This is a genomic window from Streptomyces sp. NRRL F-525 (assembly GCF_000716605.1).
Taxonomy (GTDB): Bacteria; Actinomycetota; Actinomycetes; order Streptomycetales; family Streptomycetaceae; genus Streptomyces.
In genome coordinates, this window is the sequence record NZ_JNXE01000012.1 from 1 (window position 1) to 15,431 (window position 15,431).

The 15,431-nt window shown below is 72.1% G+C and carries 12 protein-coding genes and 1 pseudogene; 11 read left to right on the top strand and 2 right to left on the bottom strand.

Translation table 11 applies throughout. From position 1 onward, the window contains the following. The 6 genes and pseudogenes from OO69_RS18540 to OO69_RS18565 all read left to right on the top strand — a co-directional run. Positions 1-732: pseudogene (locus tag OO69_RS18540) on the top strand (condensation protein); the annotation flags it as partial. Next, a complete protein-coding gene (locus OO69_RS18545) occupies positions 729-1,457 on the top strand; it encodes a class I SAM-dependent methyltransferase (RefSeq protein WP_033281811.1) in 729 nt (242 codons plus the stop codon). The pseudogene OO69_RS18540 and the gene OO69_RS18545, both read left to right, overlap by 4 nt. Before the next feature lie 23 nt (positions 1,458-1,480). After that, the gene (locus tag OO69_RS18550) at positions 1,481-2,386 is read left to right on the top strand and encodes a hypothetical protein (RefSeq protein ID WP_033281812.1); all 906 of its coding nucleotides are present in this window, start codon (positions 1,481-1,483) and stop codon (positions 2,384-2,386) included. Beyond that, positions 2,383-2,592 carry a Trm112 family protein gene (locus OO69_RS18555; RefSeq protein ID WP_019060261.1) on the top strand — a complete coding sequence of 70 codons (210 nt, stop codon included), beginning with the start codon at positions 2,383-2,385 and terminating at the stop codon, positions 2,590-2,592. The genes OO69_RS18550 and OO69_RS18555 overlap by 4 nt, the downstream gene beginning before the upstream one ends. Then, positions 2,589-3,545 carry an FkbM family methyltransferase gene (locus tag OO69_RS18560; protein WP_033281813.1) on the top strand — a complete coding sequence of 319 codons (957 nt, stop codon included), beginning with the start codon at positions 2,589-2,591 and terminating at the stop codon, positions 3,543-3,545. The genes OO69_RS18555 and OO69_RS18560 overlap by 4 nt, the downstream gene beginning before the upstream one ends. Next, positions 3,502-4,023 (top strand): hypothetical protein, encoded by a 522-nt coding sequence (locus OO69_RS18565; RefSeq protein WP_033281814.1) that lies wholly within the window; start codon positions 3,502-3,504, stop codon positions 4,021-4,023. The genes OO69_RS18560 and OO69_RS18565 overlap by 44 nt, the downstream gene beginning before the upstream one ends. Here the strand turns inward: OO69_RS18565 and OO69_RS18570 are convergent. Continuing rightward, positions 4,013-4,891 carry an ATP-grasp domain-containing protein gene (locus OO69_RS18570; RefSeq protein ID WP_033281815.1) on the bottom strand — a complete coding sequence of 293 codons (879 nt, stop codon included), beginning with the start codon at positions 4,889-4,891 and terminating at the stop codon, positions 4,013-4,015. The genes OO69_RS18565 and OO69_RS18570 overlap by 11 nt on opposite strands. 156 nt (positions 4,892-5,047) lie before the next feature. Between OO69_RS18570 and OO69_RS18575 the strand changes: the two genes are divergently transcribed. The 3 genes from OO69_RS18575 to OO69_RS18585 are packed head-to-tail and all read left to right on the top strand — an operon-like array spanning position 5,048 to position 8,917. Next, positions 5,048-6,088: a MerR family transcriptional regulator gene (locus tag OO69_RS18575; protein WP_420707888.1), complete on the top strand. Its 1,041-nt coding sequence runs from the start codon at positions 5,048-5,050 to the stop codon at positions 6,086-6,088. A gap of 59 nt (positions 6,089-6,147) precedes the next feature. After that, positions 6,148-7,593, top strand: a complete 1,446-nt coding sequence (locus tag OO69_RS18580; RefSeq protein ID WP_033281817.1) for an acyl-CoA synthetase — start codon at positions 6,148-6,150, stop codon at positions 7,591-7,593. Then, entirely contained in the window at positions 7,586-8,917 is a 1,332-nt protein-coding gene (locus OO69_RS18585) for a carboxyl transferase domain-containing protein (RefSeq protein WP_033281818.1), read from the top strand. Before OO69_RS18580 ends, OO69_RS18585 begins: the two co-directional genes overlap by 8 nt. A 48-nt stretch (positions 8,918-8,965) precedes the next feature. On the opposite strand, the gene OO69_RS18590 is transcribed toward OO69_RS18585, so the two are convergent. Beyond that, positions 8,966-12,607: a S8 family serine peptidase gene (locus OO69_RS18590; protein ID WP_033281819.1), complete on the bottom strand. Its 3,642-nt coding sequence runs from the start codon at positions 12,605-12,607 to the stop codon at positions 8,966-8,968. A 310-nt stretch (positions 12,608-12,917) separates the two neighbouring features. On the opposite strand from OO69_RS18590, the gene OO69_RS18595 reads away from it, so the two are divergent. Both OO69_RS18595 and OO69_RS18600 read left to right on the top strand, forming a co-directional pair. Continuing rightward, entirely contained in the window at positions 12,918-13,958 is a 1,041-nt protein-coding gene (locus tag OO69_RS18595; protein WP_033281820.1) for a rod shape-determining protein, read from the top strand. Then, a complete protein-coding gene (locus tag OO69_RS18600) occupies positions 13,955-15,385 on the top strand; it encodes a GAF domain-containing protein (protein WP_051801120.1) in 1,431 nt (476 codons plus the stop codon). The genes OO69_RS18595 and OO69_RS18600 overlap by 4 nt, the downstream gene beginning before the upstream one ends. Positions 15,386-15,431 lie beyond the last annotated feature (46 nt).

Below are 15,431 nucleotides of genomic sequence, written 5' to 3' on the forward strand. Positions count from 1 at the left end.
CCACCCGCCCGAGTCGCCCCCGGCACCCCCGCCCCGACCCCCGGCGGCAACGGCCTCCTCCTCACCGAACTCCCGGTCCCGCACCGCCCCAAGGGCTCCCCGTACACGGTGAACGACCAGCTCATGGTCACCACGGCCCTGATGATCGCCCACTGGAACCGCGAACACGGCGCACACCCCCGCCCGATGCGCATCACGATGCCCGTGGACGACCGCCCCCGAGGCACGGACATGCCGATAGGCAACGGCACGCGACTCGTCGAAGTCACCTTCGCCCCGGACGAGTTGACCACCACCCCCGACCACCACATGGCCGAACTGCTCCACCGCACGGCAAGGAGAACCCGCGCCCTCAAAGCCCTCCCCCGCCCCCAACTGGGCCACGGAGCAACCCTGTTGACGACTCCGGTCATCCCCGTCGCCTGGCGAGCCACCCTCACCCGGGGCCTACGCCGAGCAGCCGCCCCCTGGACCTCGACCACCCTCCTCAGCAACATCGGCCGCATCCCATACACCCTGGACTTCGGGGACCCGGCGGGCCGCGCGCACGCGGTGTGGTTCTCCGCCCCCGCCCGCATGCCCCGCGGCCTCACCGTGACGACGGCGTCCACCGCGGGGAAACTCCACGTCGCCCTCCGCTGGTCCCGCACCCTCCTCGGCCCCGGCGACGGAGCCCACCTCCGCGACCTGTTCGAGCACTACCTGCACACGACGGAGGAGCACCCGGCATGACAACCACGACCCGGCGCCCCACCGGCCTGCGCGACTTCTACGAGAACCCCGCGGTGCCGGTCGCCTCCGGCCCCTCCCGCACCCTCCGCCAGGCCCGCATCCTCGCCACCGCGCTGGGCCCGGCCACCGAACACCCCCGCACAGTCCTCGACATCGGCTGCGGCGACGGCACCGCGGCCGCCACCGCCGCCCCCCTCCTCACGGGCCACCGGGTCGTCGGCGTCGACTGGTCCCAGGACGCCCTCACCCGAGCCCGCACCCACCTCCCGTACACGGTCCGAGGCGAACTCACCGCGCTCCCCCTCCACTCGGCCTCCGCCGACGCCGTCCTGTTCAGCGAAGTGATCGAGCACCTCGTCGACCCGGACACCGCGCTCGCCGAGATCCACCGCGTCCTGCGCCCGGGAGGCCATCTCATGCTGTCCACCCCGAACTTGGCCGCCTGGTACAACCGCGCCCTGCTGCTCGCCGGTGTCCAGCCCGTGTTCTCGGAGGTGAGCCTGCGCGCGATCCACGGGCGCCCGGGCAAGGAGGTCGTAGGACATCTGCGGCTCTACACCCCGCGTGCGTTACGGGAGTTCGTGGCGGCGGCCGGCTTCGAGGTCGTGGGGCTGAAGGGCGCGCCCTTCCACGGCGTACCGCGACCGTTCCGGCCCCTGGACCGCCTGGCCTGTGCCAGACCGCAGTTGGCGTCGATCCTGCTGCTGCACGCGCGGAAGACGTAGGGGGCGCGGCCGTGTGGTGGGGAGTGGCGGCGGCCCTGTTGGCGAACGTGCTGTACAGCACCGGTTTCGTCCTGGAGAAGCGGGCGCTCGCCGCTCTGCCCGAGGTGACGGTCCGTCAACCGATAAGGCTGCTGCGGCTGGTGCTGGGCAGCCCGCTCTGGATCGGCGGGTCCCTCGCGCTGGCCTCCGGGTTCGGCGCGCAGCTCGCCGTGTACCGGACGCTGCCGATCGCCGCCGCGCAGGGCATCTTCGTGTCCGGCCTGGTGCTGCTCGTGCTGTTGTCCGCGCGGATGCTCGGCGAGGAGACCAGCGGCCGGGAGCGGTACGCGCTCGGGGCGATACTCGTCGCCCTGCTGATGGTCGTGCTGTCCCTCAAGGAAGGCTCGGACCATGTCAGCCGCAACGCGCCCTACCCGCTGATCCTGTTGGTCTGCGTGCCCTCGCTCGCCGCCGGTGTCTGGCTGTACCGGTCCACCGAGCGCGGCGCGACGCACCGGCACCGGTTGCCCACCACGGGCGTCGAATACGGCGTGGCGGTGGGCCTGTTGTACGGGGTCAGCTCGCTCGCCATCAAGGGGGTGTCGAGCTACCTGACGACAAGTGATCTGGGCGGGGCGGTAGTTGGGCTGCTCCGGTCGCCGTACCCGTACCTCCTCCTCTTCACCGGCGCGTTCGGCCTGGTCATGTCCCAGGCGGCGCTCCAGCGTTGCCGGGCCTCGCTGATCGTGCCGGTGTGTACGACGGTGACCAGTCTGTTCACGGCGGTGCTCGGCACGCTCGCGTTCGGCGAGGCGCTGCCGCACGACCCGCTGCGGCTGGCCCTGCGGATCGGGGGCACCCTCCTTGCGGTCACCGTCCTGCTGACCATGCCGAAGCACGACAACGCGCCTCAACCACCGGCCGAGGCCAAGGAGTTGACTCCCCCATGAACCCGGACGACCCGCTGCTGAAGATCCTGGCCTGCCCACTCGACAAGGGCCCGCTGCACCTGCTCCCCACGGACGCCCTCTACAACCCGCGCCTGCGCCGCCGTTACCCCATCGTCGACGGCATCCCGCAACTCCTGCCCTCGTCCGGCGAGCAAGTGACCGACGACGCCGAGCACTTGGAACTCCTCAAACGGATGGCCCCATGACCCCCACGAACCCGACGGGCCCCGCTCCCCGCACCCTCACCGCCCGTCTCGCACCCCTCCTCCCCACCCGCCTGGTCGCCGCGACCGCCCGCGCCGTCTACCCCCGCTTCGAACCCGAACTCGCCCGCCTGACCGACCTGTTGCCGCCCGACTGCGGCACGGCGGTCGACGTCGGTGGCTGGTACGGCCCCTGGACCCACCGCCTCTGGAGACACGCGCGCGAGGTGGTCACCGTAGAACCGGTCCCGCACCTGGCGCGGCTCCTCGCTGCCGCCGCCCCCGCGCACGCCCGGGTGATCCCGGCCGCCGCCTCCGACCGTCCCGGCACCGCCCGGCTGTGGCTGCCGCCGGACGACGAGGGCGACCGGGGGGTGTCGTCGCTGGTGCGCCGGGACATCCACGCCCGCGCCGTGCACGTGCAATGCGTCACGCTCGACGGGCTGGGCCTGCGCGAGGTCGGCTTCATCAAGATCGACGTCGACGGCAGCGAACTGGCCGTCCTGCACGGCGCGACCGGCCTGCTGACCCGCGACCGCCCCGCGCTCTTCGTCGAACTGGAGTCCCGTATCCAGCCGATCGCCCCGGTGGTGCGGTATCTGTCGCTGCTCGGCTACGAGGGCTGGGTCCTCCCGGACCGGAACAGGGACTGGGTCCGGCTCGCGGACTTCCCGCTGGAGAAGCATCAGGCCCGCAACTCGTACGTCGTCTCCCAGGGGCTGCTGCGCCGGGTGCTGCCCTTCGCGCGCGGGCCCCGTTACGTCAACTCGGTGCTCTTCCTCACCGACGGCCGCACCCCCGGCGTCAGGCCCGATGTCAGTGCCGTGCGCGACGATGGATCGCATGCCCGAAGCGAACCGTCCAGCCCGCCCCTTCAGCCCCCTCGACTTCCAACTCGTCCTGCTGCGCCGTATGGCGGACCACAACCCGGACCTGGTCGAGAACGCCCGTCATGAGCTGGGCGTCTCGATCGCCGACATGCGCGAGGCCAACAAGCGCTGGCAGGCGATGCTGCACTCCCCGCGCGGCCGGGCCGCCGCCTCCCGCTACCGGTCGATCCTCGGCACCCCCGAGTCGACCGTGAAGCGCAAGATCGGCGACCTCGACTGCGAGGCCTGGCAGTGGCCGGTCCCGCTCTGGCCCGACCTCCGCTTCGAGGTGCTCACCGCCCCGAACGGCGCCGTGTGGAACGAATGGCTGGTCCGCGCCCCGGGCGCCACGCCCCCACCCCTCCACACCCTCGACGACCTGACCCCCTGGTCCTGCACGGTCGACGAGGCGGCCCGCGCCTTCGCCCCCGCCCGCCCCCTGGAGGGTACGGCCCCCACCCGCTGGGGCCTCGCCTTCACCGCCCCGGACGCGCAGGGCGTACGCCACCAGTGCGCCGCCGAGTTCACCTGGGGACTGCTCCAGCGAACGGCGGTCAGCGAGTAGCGGCCGCCCCCAGAATCGCCTCGACCACCGCGGCCAGCGAAGACTCCGGATGCAGATCCAGGAAGAGGTTCGGCTCGACGAGTTCCAGCTCCATCACACAGGGCTGTCCGTCCGGCCCGTCGACGAGGTCCACGCGCGCGTACAGCAGCTCCGGTGCGTCCGGTACGGCGGCCAACGCCCGCTCGGCGACGGAGAGTTCGGCCTCGGTCGCCGTCCACGGCTCCAGGTCGGGGTGGGACACCTTGTCGTCGTCGTACGCCGTCCCGCGCGCCAGCACGGCCCCCTTCCGCGAGGCGTGCACGAACCGCCCCCCGAAGAACAGCAGCGCCCGCTCCCCGCTGACGTCCACGTTCGTCAGATACGGCTGCACCATCGCGGTGAGCCCCTCCGCGTGCATGCGCTCCAGCTGTCGTACGGCCGTCCCGTGCTCGTCGGGCGTGTAGCGGGCGGCGAAGCGCGCGCCCGCGCCGGAGGTCGGCTTGACGACGTACTCGTGGTCGTCGGGGAGGTCGGCCGGGTCGCCGGGGGCGAGATAGCGGGTCGGCACGACGGGCACACCGGCCGCCGCCAGGTCACCGAGGTAGCGCTTGTCGGTGTTCCACCGCACGACCTGCACCGGGTTCGCGAGCCGGGTCGCCTTCGCGGTCCGCTCGGCCCACGCGACGAACTCGGCGGGGCGCCAGCTGTAGTCCCAGGTGGAGCGGATGAGCACGAGGTCGTACGAACCCCAGTCGGTACCGGCGTCGTCCCACGGCGCGGCGACCGCCTCGGCCCCGGCCGCCCGCAACGCGTCCACCAGCACCGGGAGGTCACGGTCCTTGCTGGGCTTGGGTCCGGGGTCGTAGGTGGCGAGCGCGATTCGGGGCACGGGGCCTCCATCGTCGTACGGACTGCGGGCAGATCCGCAGGTTAACCGGCCGCCCCGCAACCGCGGCAACCGGATTGACCTTCCCCTTTGGTGAAGCCCCAGCATCGGTGACGGAACCGAGAAGAGGTCGAGGCGCACATGGGCGGTACGGGAGACATGCTGACGATCGGGGCCTTCGCGCGGGCGTGCAGGCTGTCGCCGAAGGCGCTGCGGCTGTACGACGAGCTGGAGCTGCTGCGGCCGGCGCGGGTGGATCCCGACAGCGGATACCGGTACTACGCGGTGGCACAGCTGGAGCGGGCGCGGCTGGTCGCGTGGCTGCGGCGGCTGGGCATGCCGCTGGCCGGGATCCGCGAGGTCTGTGCTCTCGAACCGGCCGCCGCCGCCCGCGAGATCCGCGCCTACTGGGCCCGGGTCGAGGCGGATACGGCGGTGCGGCGGGATCTCGCCGGGTTCCTCGTCGACCATCTCGCGGCCGTGACGGCCGTACCGGGAAAGGACACCACCATGCTGGAACTGCGTTACGCCGCCCACTCGGACCGCGGCCGGGTCCGCCCCTCCAACCAGGACACCGCGTACGCGGGCACGCGGCTGCTCGCGGTCGCCGACGGGTTCGGCCCGGCGGGCGCGCCCGCGAGCGGCGCGGCGGTGGAGGCGCTGCGCTTCCTGGACACCGAGGAGGTACCGGCGGGCAATGTGCTCAACCTCCTGGAGGAGGCGGTACGGGGCGCCACCGACGCGGTCCGTGACGTGGCCGATCCCGCCGAGAACGGCACGACCCTGACCGCGCTGCTGTGGACGGGCTCGAAACTGGCGCTCGTGCACATCGGGGACTCGCGGGCGTATCTGCTGCGCGACGGCGGCCTGTTCCGCATCACGCACGACCACTCGGTCGTCCAGTCGCTGATCGACGAGGGCCGGCTGACACCGGAGGAGGCCGGCTCCCACCCCCAACGCGCCATGCTCCTCAAGGCGTTGACGAGCGGAACCCCCGACCTCAAACTCCACGACACCCGCCGCGGCGACCGTTACCTCCTGTGCTCGGACGGCCTGACCGCGGTCGTCCCGGAGCACCGGATCCGCGAACTCCTCACCGCGCACTCGGACCCGGAGGAGGCGGTACGGTCCCTGGTCGACGCGGCGAACGAGGCCGGGGGTCCGGACAACGTCAGCTGTGTGGTGGCGGACGTGGTGTAGGAACGGGGGTGTCCCCGGCACCTGGGGACCGTTGCCCCGACGGCTAAGGAGTGCGCCGCGTGTCCACCCTCTTCCCGGCCCTGACCAACCCGGGCGAGCAGCCCGCTCTCCGGTTCGGCGACCGGTCCCTGACCTACGCGGAGCTGGCCGCGGCGGCGGACGCCCTCGCGGCCCGGTGCGCGGGTACCGGCCGGGTCGCCGTCTGGGCCACCCCCTCGCTGGAGACGGCCGTCGCCGTGATCGCCGTGCTGCGGGCGGGAGTTGCCGCCATCCCCCTCAACCCGAAGTCGGGCGAGAAGGAACTCGGCCACATCCTGACGGACAGCGCCCCGACGCTGGTCCTGGCGACACCAGGTGATGAACTTCCTTCTCCGCTACGGCACTTGGAGCGCGTAGACGTCGATGTGCGGGGTGCCGGGGTGGACGCTCCGGACGTCTCCCCCGGCGACGAGGACCCCGCCCTCGTCGTCTACACCTCCGGCACCACCGGCCCGCCCAAGGGCGCCGTCATCCCGCGCCGGGCGATCGCCACCACGCTGGACGCCCTCGCGGACGCCTGGGAGTGGACCGGCGACGACGTCCTCGTGCACGGGCTGCCGTTGTTCCATGTGCACGGCCTGGTGCTGGGCATCCTGGGCCCGCTGCGGCGCGGCGGCTCGGTGCGGCACCTCGGCAGGTTCAGCACGGAGGGCGTGGCACGGGAGTTGAACGACGGCGCGACCATGATGTTCGGCGTCCCGACGATGTACCACCGCATCGCCGAGACCCTCCCCGACGACCCCGAACTGGTCAAGTCCCTCGGCCGGGCACGCCTGTTGGTCTCCGGCTCGGCCGCGCTCCCGGTCCACGACCACGAACGCATCACGTCGGCGACCGGCCGCCGCGTCATCGAGCGCTACGGCATGACGGAAACCCTGATGAACACCAGCGTCCGGGCGGACGGTGAGCCGCGCGCCGGGACGGTGGGAGTCCCGCTGCCCGGCGTGGAGTTGCGACTGGTCGAGGAGGACGGCACGCCTCTTGCCTTGTACGACGGCGAGAGTGTGGGCGAGATCCAGGTGCGCGGGCCGAACCTCTTCACCGAGTACCTGAACCGGCCCGACGCGACGGCCGCCGCCTTCACTTCCGACGGCTGGTTCCGCACCGGCGACATGGCCGTGCGCGACCCCGACGGCTACGTCAGGATCGTCGGCCGCAAGGCCACCGACCTGATCAAGAGCGGGGGTTACAAGATCGGCGCGGGCGAGATCGAGAACGCCCTCCTCGAACACCCCGGCGTCCGCGAGGCCGCCGTCACCGGCGAACCGGACCCCGACCTGGGCGAGCGGGTCGTGGCCTGGATCGTGCCGACGGATCCCCAATCTCCGCCGCAGCTGGCCGAGTTGGCCGACCACGTGGCGAGCCGCCTCGCCCCGCACAAGCGCCCTCGCGTCGTCCACCACATCACGGAACTCCCCCGCAACGACATGGGGAAGATCCTGAAGCGCTCCCTGACCCATGACTGAGCGCCGCTCGGCCCGAGAGACCCTGGCCCTCGTCACGGACGACACCACCTTCACCGAACTCCCCTACCCGGCACGGGAGTCCAAGCCCGACGGCCCCCTCGCCTGGCAGGGCTACGACGCCTCGCGCGCCCGCGCCGCCGACCACACCGGCGAGTCGGAGTCGGTGGTGTGCGGCACGGCGACGGTAGCGGGAACGCGGGCGGTGCTGATCGCCTTCGAGTTCGGCTACCTCGGCGGCTCGCTCGGCGAGCGCACCGGGGACCGGCTGGAGGCCGCGTACACGTACGCCCGTGAACACCGGTTGCCGGTCGTGCCGTTGGTCGCCACCGGAGGCAGCCGGATGCAGGAGGGCATGATCGCCCTCACCCAACTCCAGCGCGTGGCACGCCAGTCGGCGCTCACGAGGGAGGCCGGTCTCCCCCAGATCGCGGTACTGCGCGACCCCACCACGGGCGGCGGCTGGGCCACGCTCGGCGCGGGCGCCGATGTGATCCTGGCCCTGCCCGGCGCCCAGGTCGGCTTCGCGGGCTCCCGCGTACGGCCGCCGGACGCGGACCCGACGGCGTACACGGCGGAGGCCCAGGTGGCGGCGGGGGCGGCCGACGCGGTCGTAGAACCGGGGCAGTTGCAGGAAACCCTGGGGAGGTGGCTGCGGCTGCTGACCAGGCCGTGGGGCGGACAGGCGCCGGTGCCGGCGGCGCTCGGCGCGAGCGATCTCCCGGCCACCGGATGGGAGGCGGTACAGCGCGCCCGGTCCCCTCAACGCCCGCGCGCCGAGCGCTACTTGGACGCCTACTTCACTCACCGGCTCGCGATCAGCGGCGATCGGTGCGGGGGTGTCGACGCGGGCATGCTGTGCGGGTTCGGGGAGCGGGAGGGGCGGACGGTCGCGTATGCCGCGCAGGCCGGGACGGCTACCCGGCCCGCTGGTTATCGCACCGCTGCCCGGTTGATCCGGCTCGCGGAGCGGCTCGGCATCCCGGTGCTGACGTTGGTCGATACCCCGGGTGCAGCGAACGACGCCGAGGCGGAACGGCAGGGTGCGGGGGCCGCGATCGCGGACCTGTTCGGCGCGGTGGCGGCCGCCCGGACTCCGCTGACCACTCTCCTGATCGGCGAGGGCGGTTCCGGCGGTGCGCTGGCGCTGGCCGCGCCGGGCAACACCTGGGCCACACCGGACAGCTACTTCTCGGTGATCGCCCCGGAGTCTGCCGCCGCGATCCTCAAGCGGCCGCCGGAGGAGGCGGAGTCGACCGCTGACCAACTCCGTATCCGGCCGCAGGACTTGGCGGAGTTGGGCGTCATCCGGACACGGCCTGTTTGAGCGGCGGCGCCGTCTCCCCTCCCAAGGAGACGGCGCCGCCCGTCTGCGTTACCGGACTCCCACCGCCCGGACTATCTCCTGCCGCACCGAACCGCCCTGGTCGTCGGTCGCCGAGGCCCGCAGCGAGATGTACTGAGCGTCCCGGGGCACGGTGAGGGTGCCGCGCCATGACGCGTGGCCGCCGGTGAGCCTCACCGTCCGCCACGACTTCCCGTCGTCGTACGACACTTGGAGCGTGCCGCCGACGATCGTCCCGGTGTCCGGCGCGCCCACCACGTACGAGGCGCTGATCCCGACCGGCACCCGGCCGCCGCCCCGGACATCGCCCGCGAGGTCGGTATCGACGTCGAAAGCGAGGTTGAGGAGGGGCAGGAAGGTCCATCGATCGGCGGGCGTGGCCGACGAGTTGAAGATCCACTCGGCGTGACCCCGCGTGGAGAGTTTCCAGCGGTCGGGGTCGAGGGCGGTGTCGGTGACGACCTTGTAGGTGTGTTCGTCGGCGGGCGCGTCCCAGTCGTAGGCGCCGGAGCTGGTGCGCCGGTCGACCAGGGTGCCGTCCCGGTACACCTCGGTGGTCTGCGTCATGCCGCTGTCCGCGCTCCACGCATCGCCGAATCCGGTGTGGTCGGGCCCGGAGTCGCCCCAGCCGGGAGTGTTGAACTGCAGCTGGTTACCTGACCGTTGCTGTCCCCAGCCGAGCCCGGTGCCGAGCCATGGATGCCACACCGGCTTGAACCAGTCGAGGGTGCGATGCGTCCCGCCCGTGTACTGGACCAGCCCGCTGCGTTCCTCCAGCGTGCCGTCCCCGACCGTCACGGACTCCGACCACCGCTGGCCAGGGCCGGTCGACACGTAGTCCGTCCGCTCGGCCGGATAGTCGATCCGCTCCCGGAAGCCGAGCCCGATGGGAAAGGCGTCGGTGATCGAGTAACGGAACTCCCCGCCGCTCACCGGCGTCACCGACTTCTCCGGCTTCACCGCGTGGAACTTCGTATCCAGGACGGCGAGTTGACTGCGGCTGGGCGCGTAGGTGAGATCGGCGTCCGGGATCGCGCCCTGGTGTCCGGCCGAAAGGTCGTACGTGTAGGGCGTGTTGAGCGTCCCCGTCATGTCGACCGTCTTCGCCGCCCGCAACCGTGCCGCGTCGGCCGCGTTCACCGAGGCGATCTGCAGCGGACGGTCGGAACCGTCGTCCGCACCCCACCACGCGCTGAGCCGCCCGGCCACGTCGTCCGTCACGAACAACGCCTTGGCGCCCGCGTCTTGGGCGGCCTGCGCGAGCGCGACCGGATCGGCGCCATCACCGTCGGCGAGGTGGGCGAGTACCGCGCGCCCCCGGACCGCACCGGTGATGGGACCGTCCCCCACATCCACCAACGGCAACCGGCTGTGCCCCTCGATCAGCGTGCCGCCCGACTGCACGACGGCCTCACCGACCCCCTTGACCTCCAACAGCGGCTTCCCGAGCCGCCACACGGTCCGGTACTCGAAGCTGCCCTGGGTGACCTTGTCCGTCGGGGCCGCGAACACGCTGTCGTACATCACCGGCACCTGAACGGCGTCGAAGAGATCGGAGCCGTTGGCGTTCCGGTCGTACTCCATGCCCAACTGCCGTGTCTCCGTGCGCTGTTGGACCTTCGCGCGAACCTCCCTGAGCCGCCGCCCGTCCAGGGTGACCTCACGATCCCGGTCGAGGGTGACCTGGGGCGCCGCGAGGAAACCGAGCCCGAGCGAGTCGGCACCGTGGCTGCCGCGCACGTCGAGGAAGGAGGTCAGGCTGTAAGTGCCGGGCTGGAGGCGGAGTTTGAGTGTCCCGGAGTCACCGACCGCCTCCGGGTAGGGGTCGTAGCCCTGCGCCAGCCGCTGCACCACCAGGTCGGCGGCCGTGGCGGCCCCGTCCCGGTCCTTCACATGGACGGTGAGTGTGTACCGCTCCTCCTCCTTGACCAGCCCGAATGCCGTATGGGCCACGGGAGTTCCGGCGGCGGAGGCGACGATCTGTCCGCTGGTGTTGCCGACCTCGGCCTTCGCGCCGTCACCGGTCACGGTGGTGGAGGCCGTGCCGTGCGCGGGCACGGTGAGGGTGGAGTCGGCGAGGGTGGCGACACCGGCCGGGGCGCCCTGGACGGCGAGGCTCAACTGGACAGCCGCGCCGGATGAGTTGGCGTAGGTGAGGGTCCTGGTGACCGGCTTGTTCGCGTCGTACGGCCAGCTGTAGAAGCCGAGGTCGGTGCTGCCGGTGGCAGTGATCCGGGCGTCCACGGCATCGGGCACGTTCACCCGCCCCGCCCCCAACTCGTAGACGGACGCGTCGAGTTGCTTGGACGTGGACATCAACGCGTCCTTGAGCTGCACGCCGGTCCAGTCGGGATGCTCCTGGGCGAGCAGCGCGGCCACCCCCGCCACATGCGGTGTCGCCATCGACGTACCGCTCATGGAGGTGTAGTACCCACTGCCGTCCACGAGTTGGGAGCGGGCGGCGAGGATGTCGACGCCGGGGGCGGAGAGGTCGGGCTTGAGGGCGTTGTCGCCGTGGCGCGGTCCTGCGCTGGTGAAGTAGGCGGCCTGGTCGTTCGCGTCGACGGCGCCGACGGTGAGCGCGGAGTCGGCGGCGCCGGGTGAGCCGATGGAGGAGGGGGTGCCGGTGTTGCCGGCGGCTATGACGAAAAGCGCCCCGGTCTCGCTGCTCAACGTGTTCACGGCCTGCGCCATGGGGTCGGTGCCGTCGCTGGGTTCGGTCGAACCGAGGCTCATGGACACGACCTTGGCGTGCACGTCCCGCGCGGCCCACTCCATCCCGGCGATGATCTGCGACTCACTCCCGGACCCCTGGTCGCTGAGCACCTTGCCCACGGCGAGGGTGGCGTCCGGGGCAACTCCCTTCTCCTGCCCGGCGGATGCGGCTCCGCTGCCGCCGACGGTGGAGGTGACGTGGGTGCCGTGGCCGTTGCGGTCGGCGACGTCCTCGCCGTCGATGAAGCTCTTGGTGACGGAGACCCGTTGGGCGAGGTCGGGGTGGGAGAGGTCAACTCCCGTGTCCAGTACGGCGACTGTGACACCCTTGCCGGTCAGCCCGGCCGCCCAGGCGTGCGCCGTACCGATCTGCGCGTTGCTCTCGGCCATGTCCGCGGTCACCCGCCCGTCCAGCCAGACCTTCCGCACCCCGTCCTGCCGGGTGAACGCGCTCCAGAACCCGCGCCCCTTGTCCGCCTCGACGGCGGCCCCGCGCACACTCGCGAGCGTCCGCGTCCGCTCGGCGTCGCGCGGGGTCACGGCCTGTGCCCCTTTGTCGTACGTCACGATCAGCGGCAGCTCGTCGGTCGTCCGGTCGGCGAGGCCCTGCCGTAGCAGCTCGCTCACGTCGAAGAGCCGGCGGTCGAGGGTGCCCGCGCGCAGGTAGGGGAGAGCCTCGTCCGGTACGACGGTGATGTCGCCGTTGGCCAGCTGGGTGCGGACGGCGCCGGTGGCGCCCTGGGGGCGTTCGACGCTCACTGTCTTCCGGCCGCCCGTGAGGTCGGTGACGGTGACCTTGTCGCCGGTGACGAGAGTGACGGTACGGGTGGGGCTCGCGGTGGGGGCGGCAGCCGTAGAGGCGCCTGGGGCCGCCTGCGCCTGTGCCGTCGGCAGCAGCGCGACCACGAGCCCGGCCGACAGCAGTACCGCCCCGCGTCTGACTGGTCCTCTGCTCATGCACGCCCCTCTTCGTCGAGCCGTCGAGTCGTCGAGTGCTGCGAAGAGTGTCGTGTGCCTTGTGGCGCAAGGGAGTTGAATGGGGCTGGCGGATTGACGCCCCGGCGGTTTCCCGCCAACGCGGCGTCACGAGGACGCCCCCCACTGCCCTTTACGCGGTCTTTAACTCGGGCATTACGGACAAATACCCCCATTTAGCGGCACCCCGCCCGGCCCACCACAAGACGCGCCCGCTCCCTCACCCCCGCACGATGCGAAAGAGGCCCGCCGCCCGGCGAAGCCCCGGTCCGCGCTCTCGGGAGAACCTGCCATGACCGTCAGTCTGGAGCAGTTGCGACGCTGCCATTTCGCCGTCGACCTGGGTGCCGCCCGTACCCGTGTCTACGTCAAGGGCGCCGGGCTCGTCGTCGACCAGCCGTCCGCCGCCGCCGTGAACACCCGGACCGGCGCGCTGATCGCCGTAGGAGAGTTCGCGGAGAAGATGACGGGCCGTACGCCCGACTACATCCGGGTGGTCCGGCCGGTGTCCGGCGGGACCGTCGTCGACATCGAGATGGCGCAGCGCATGCTGCGGCACCTGATCGGCGACAAGGTGCGCCGCGCGCTGCGCCGCAAGCCCCGGCTGCGGGCCGCGGCCTGCACCCCGCACGACGCCGATCCGCTGGCGCAGCGGGCCGCGATCGAGACGCTGGTCGGGCTCGGGGCGCGCCGGGTGGAGCTGGTCGACACGCTGATCGCCGCCGCGGTCGGCTGCGGGCTGCCCGTGGAGCGGCCCGAGGCCACCATGATCATGGTGTGCGGGGCGGCCGCGACGCAGGTCGCCGTGCTCTCGCTCGGCTCGATCGTGACCGCCGAACGCATCCCGGTGGGTGGCGAGGCGGTGGACCACGCGATCGTCCAACACCTGCGCCACGAGCACGAGTTGATGCTGCCGAGCCAGTCCGTACGGCCGCTGCAGCTGGCCCTGTCCGGCAACGGTCTCACCCCGCACGGCCCGACCACCACCGAGATCCACGGGCGGGACGTGGCGAGCGGCCTCGCGCGTTCCGTTCGGGTCGACACCGCGGCTGTACGGGACGCGATCGAGACCCCGCTGACCGCCGTGCTCGACGGGATCGGCCGGGTGCTGCGCAACTGCCCGCCCGACCTGGTGGCCGACCTCGCGGACCGCGGGATCATGATGGTCGGCGGCAGCGCGCTGCTCCCCGGCTTCGACCAGATGCTGCGCGCGGCGACCGGGATGCCGGTGCACATCGCCGAGCGGCCGGACGTGTGTGCCGTACAGGGCCTGGGTTACATGCTGGAGGGCAAGATCGAGCCGCTGGTCCTGGACCCGCTGGCCACCACCTGAGCCCGGACCCGGCCGATCCGCGTGACGGCGTCCCCGACCTCTCGCGCCTCCTCGAAGCGGTCCTGAGCGTCGGTTCCGAGCTCGAACTGCGCACCACGCTCCAGCACATCGTGGACGGCGCAGCCGAGCTGACCGGCGCGCGGTACGCGGCGCTCGGGACGACGGACCCCGGGCAGGACGGCCTCACCGAGATCCGTACGGGCGGGGCCGAGCCGCCGCCCGCGGGGTTGCTCAGCGTGCCGATCCACGTCCACGACGAGGTGTTCGGCCACCTCCACCTGGCCGGAAAGCGGCACGACGCCCCCTTCACCGCCGAGGACGAGCAGCTCCTGCACGTGCTCGCCGCCCAGGCCGGCATCGCGATCGGCAACGCCCGCCTGTACGAGACGGCCCGGCAGCGCGAGCGCTGGATCGAGGGCGCGGCGGCCGTCACCACCGCCCTGCTCACCGGCGAGACCGCGGCCGACGCGCTGAAGACGGTCGCGGAGGGCGCGCGGGCCCTCGCCGACGCGGCCGCGGGCGTGATCCTCCAGCGCACGGCGGCGGGCGGCATGGAGATCGTCACCGCGTCCGCCTACGAGGACCCGGGCGACATCGTCGGTACGACCATCGAGCCCGGCAGCCCGGTCCTGGTCCAACTCCTGGGCGGCGAACCGGTGTTCATCGACGACTCGGCGACCGACCCGCGCATGACGACGCATGTACGGCACCGGTTCGGCCCGAGCATGATGCTCCCGCTCCAGGCGGACGGCCGTCTCATCGGCACCCTGGCTCTCCCGCGCCGCCCGGGCGACCGCCCCTACACGACCGTAGAACGGTTGCTGGCAACGCAGTTCGCGTCCCAGGCCGCGCTCGCGCTGGTCCTGGCCGACGCACAGCACAGCCGGGAACGCCTCGCGGTGTACGAGGACCGTGACCGCATCGCCCGCGATCTGCACGACCTGGTCGTCCAACGCCTGTTCGCCACGGGCATGTTGCTGGAGTCCACGCAGCGCAGAACGGACGAGACGGACCAGGCCCACGAGCTCCTCGGGCGCGCGGTGGACGAACTCCAGTCGACGATCCAGGAGGTCCGCACCGCGATCTTCGCCCTGCAACAGCCACCGGCGGAGGCCCCAACGGGCCTGCGCGGCAAGGTACTTCGGGAGGCGGCGGGCGCGTCGGCCGTGCTCGGCTTCCAGCCCTCCACCCAATTCGAGGGCCCGGTGGACACCGTCGTCCCCGACCAGGTGGCGGCCCACCTCCTCGCCGTGCTCCGCCGCGCCCTCACCAGCGCGTCCGGGCGCGCCGACGTGTCCCGCCTGGAGATCACGGTCGACGTGACGACGCCCCTGCCGGACGGCAGAGACGCCGTACGACTGAGGGTGTACGACGACGGAGGGACCGACGCCACGACGGTGAGCTGGCAGTCACCGCTGAGGACTTAGCGGTGAGGTCTTAGCGGTGAGGTCTTAGCGCTGAGGACTTAGCGCT

Coding starts and splice junctions, on each gene's coding strand:
- OO69_RS18545 (WP_033281811.1), top strand. CDS start 729: ATGACAACCACGACCCGGCGCCCCACCGGCCTGCGCGACTTCTACGAG.
- OO69_RS18590 (WP_033281819.1), bottom strand. CDS start 12,607: ATGAGCAGAGGACCAGTCAGACGCGGGGCGGTACTGCTGTCGGCCGGG.
- OO69_RS18565 (WP_033281814.1), top strand. CDS start 3,502: ATGGCGGACCACAACCCGGACCTGGTCGAGAACGCCCGTCATGAGCTG.
- OO69_RS18595 (WP_033281820.1), top strand. CDS start 12,918: ATGACCGTCAGTCTGGAGCAGTTGCGACGCTGCCATTTCGCCGTCGAC.
- OO69_RS18560 (WP_033281813.1), top strand. CDS start 2,589: ATGACCCCCACGAACCCGACGGGCCCCGCTCCCCGCACCCTCACCGCC.
- OO69_RS18585 (WP_033281818.1), top strand. CDS start 7,586: ATGACTGAGCGCCGCTCGGCCCGAGAGACCCTGGCCCTCGTCACGGAC.
- OO69_RS18555 (WP_019060261.1), top strand. CDS start 2,383: ATGAACCCGGACGACCCGCTGCTGAAGATCCTGGCCTGCCCACTCGAC.
- OO69_RS18575 (WP_420707888.1), top strand. CDS start 5,048: ATGCTGACGATCGGGGCCTTCGCGCGGGCGTGCAGGCTGTCGCCGAAG.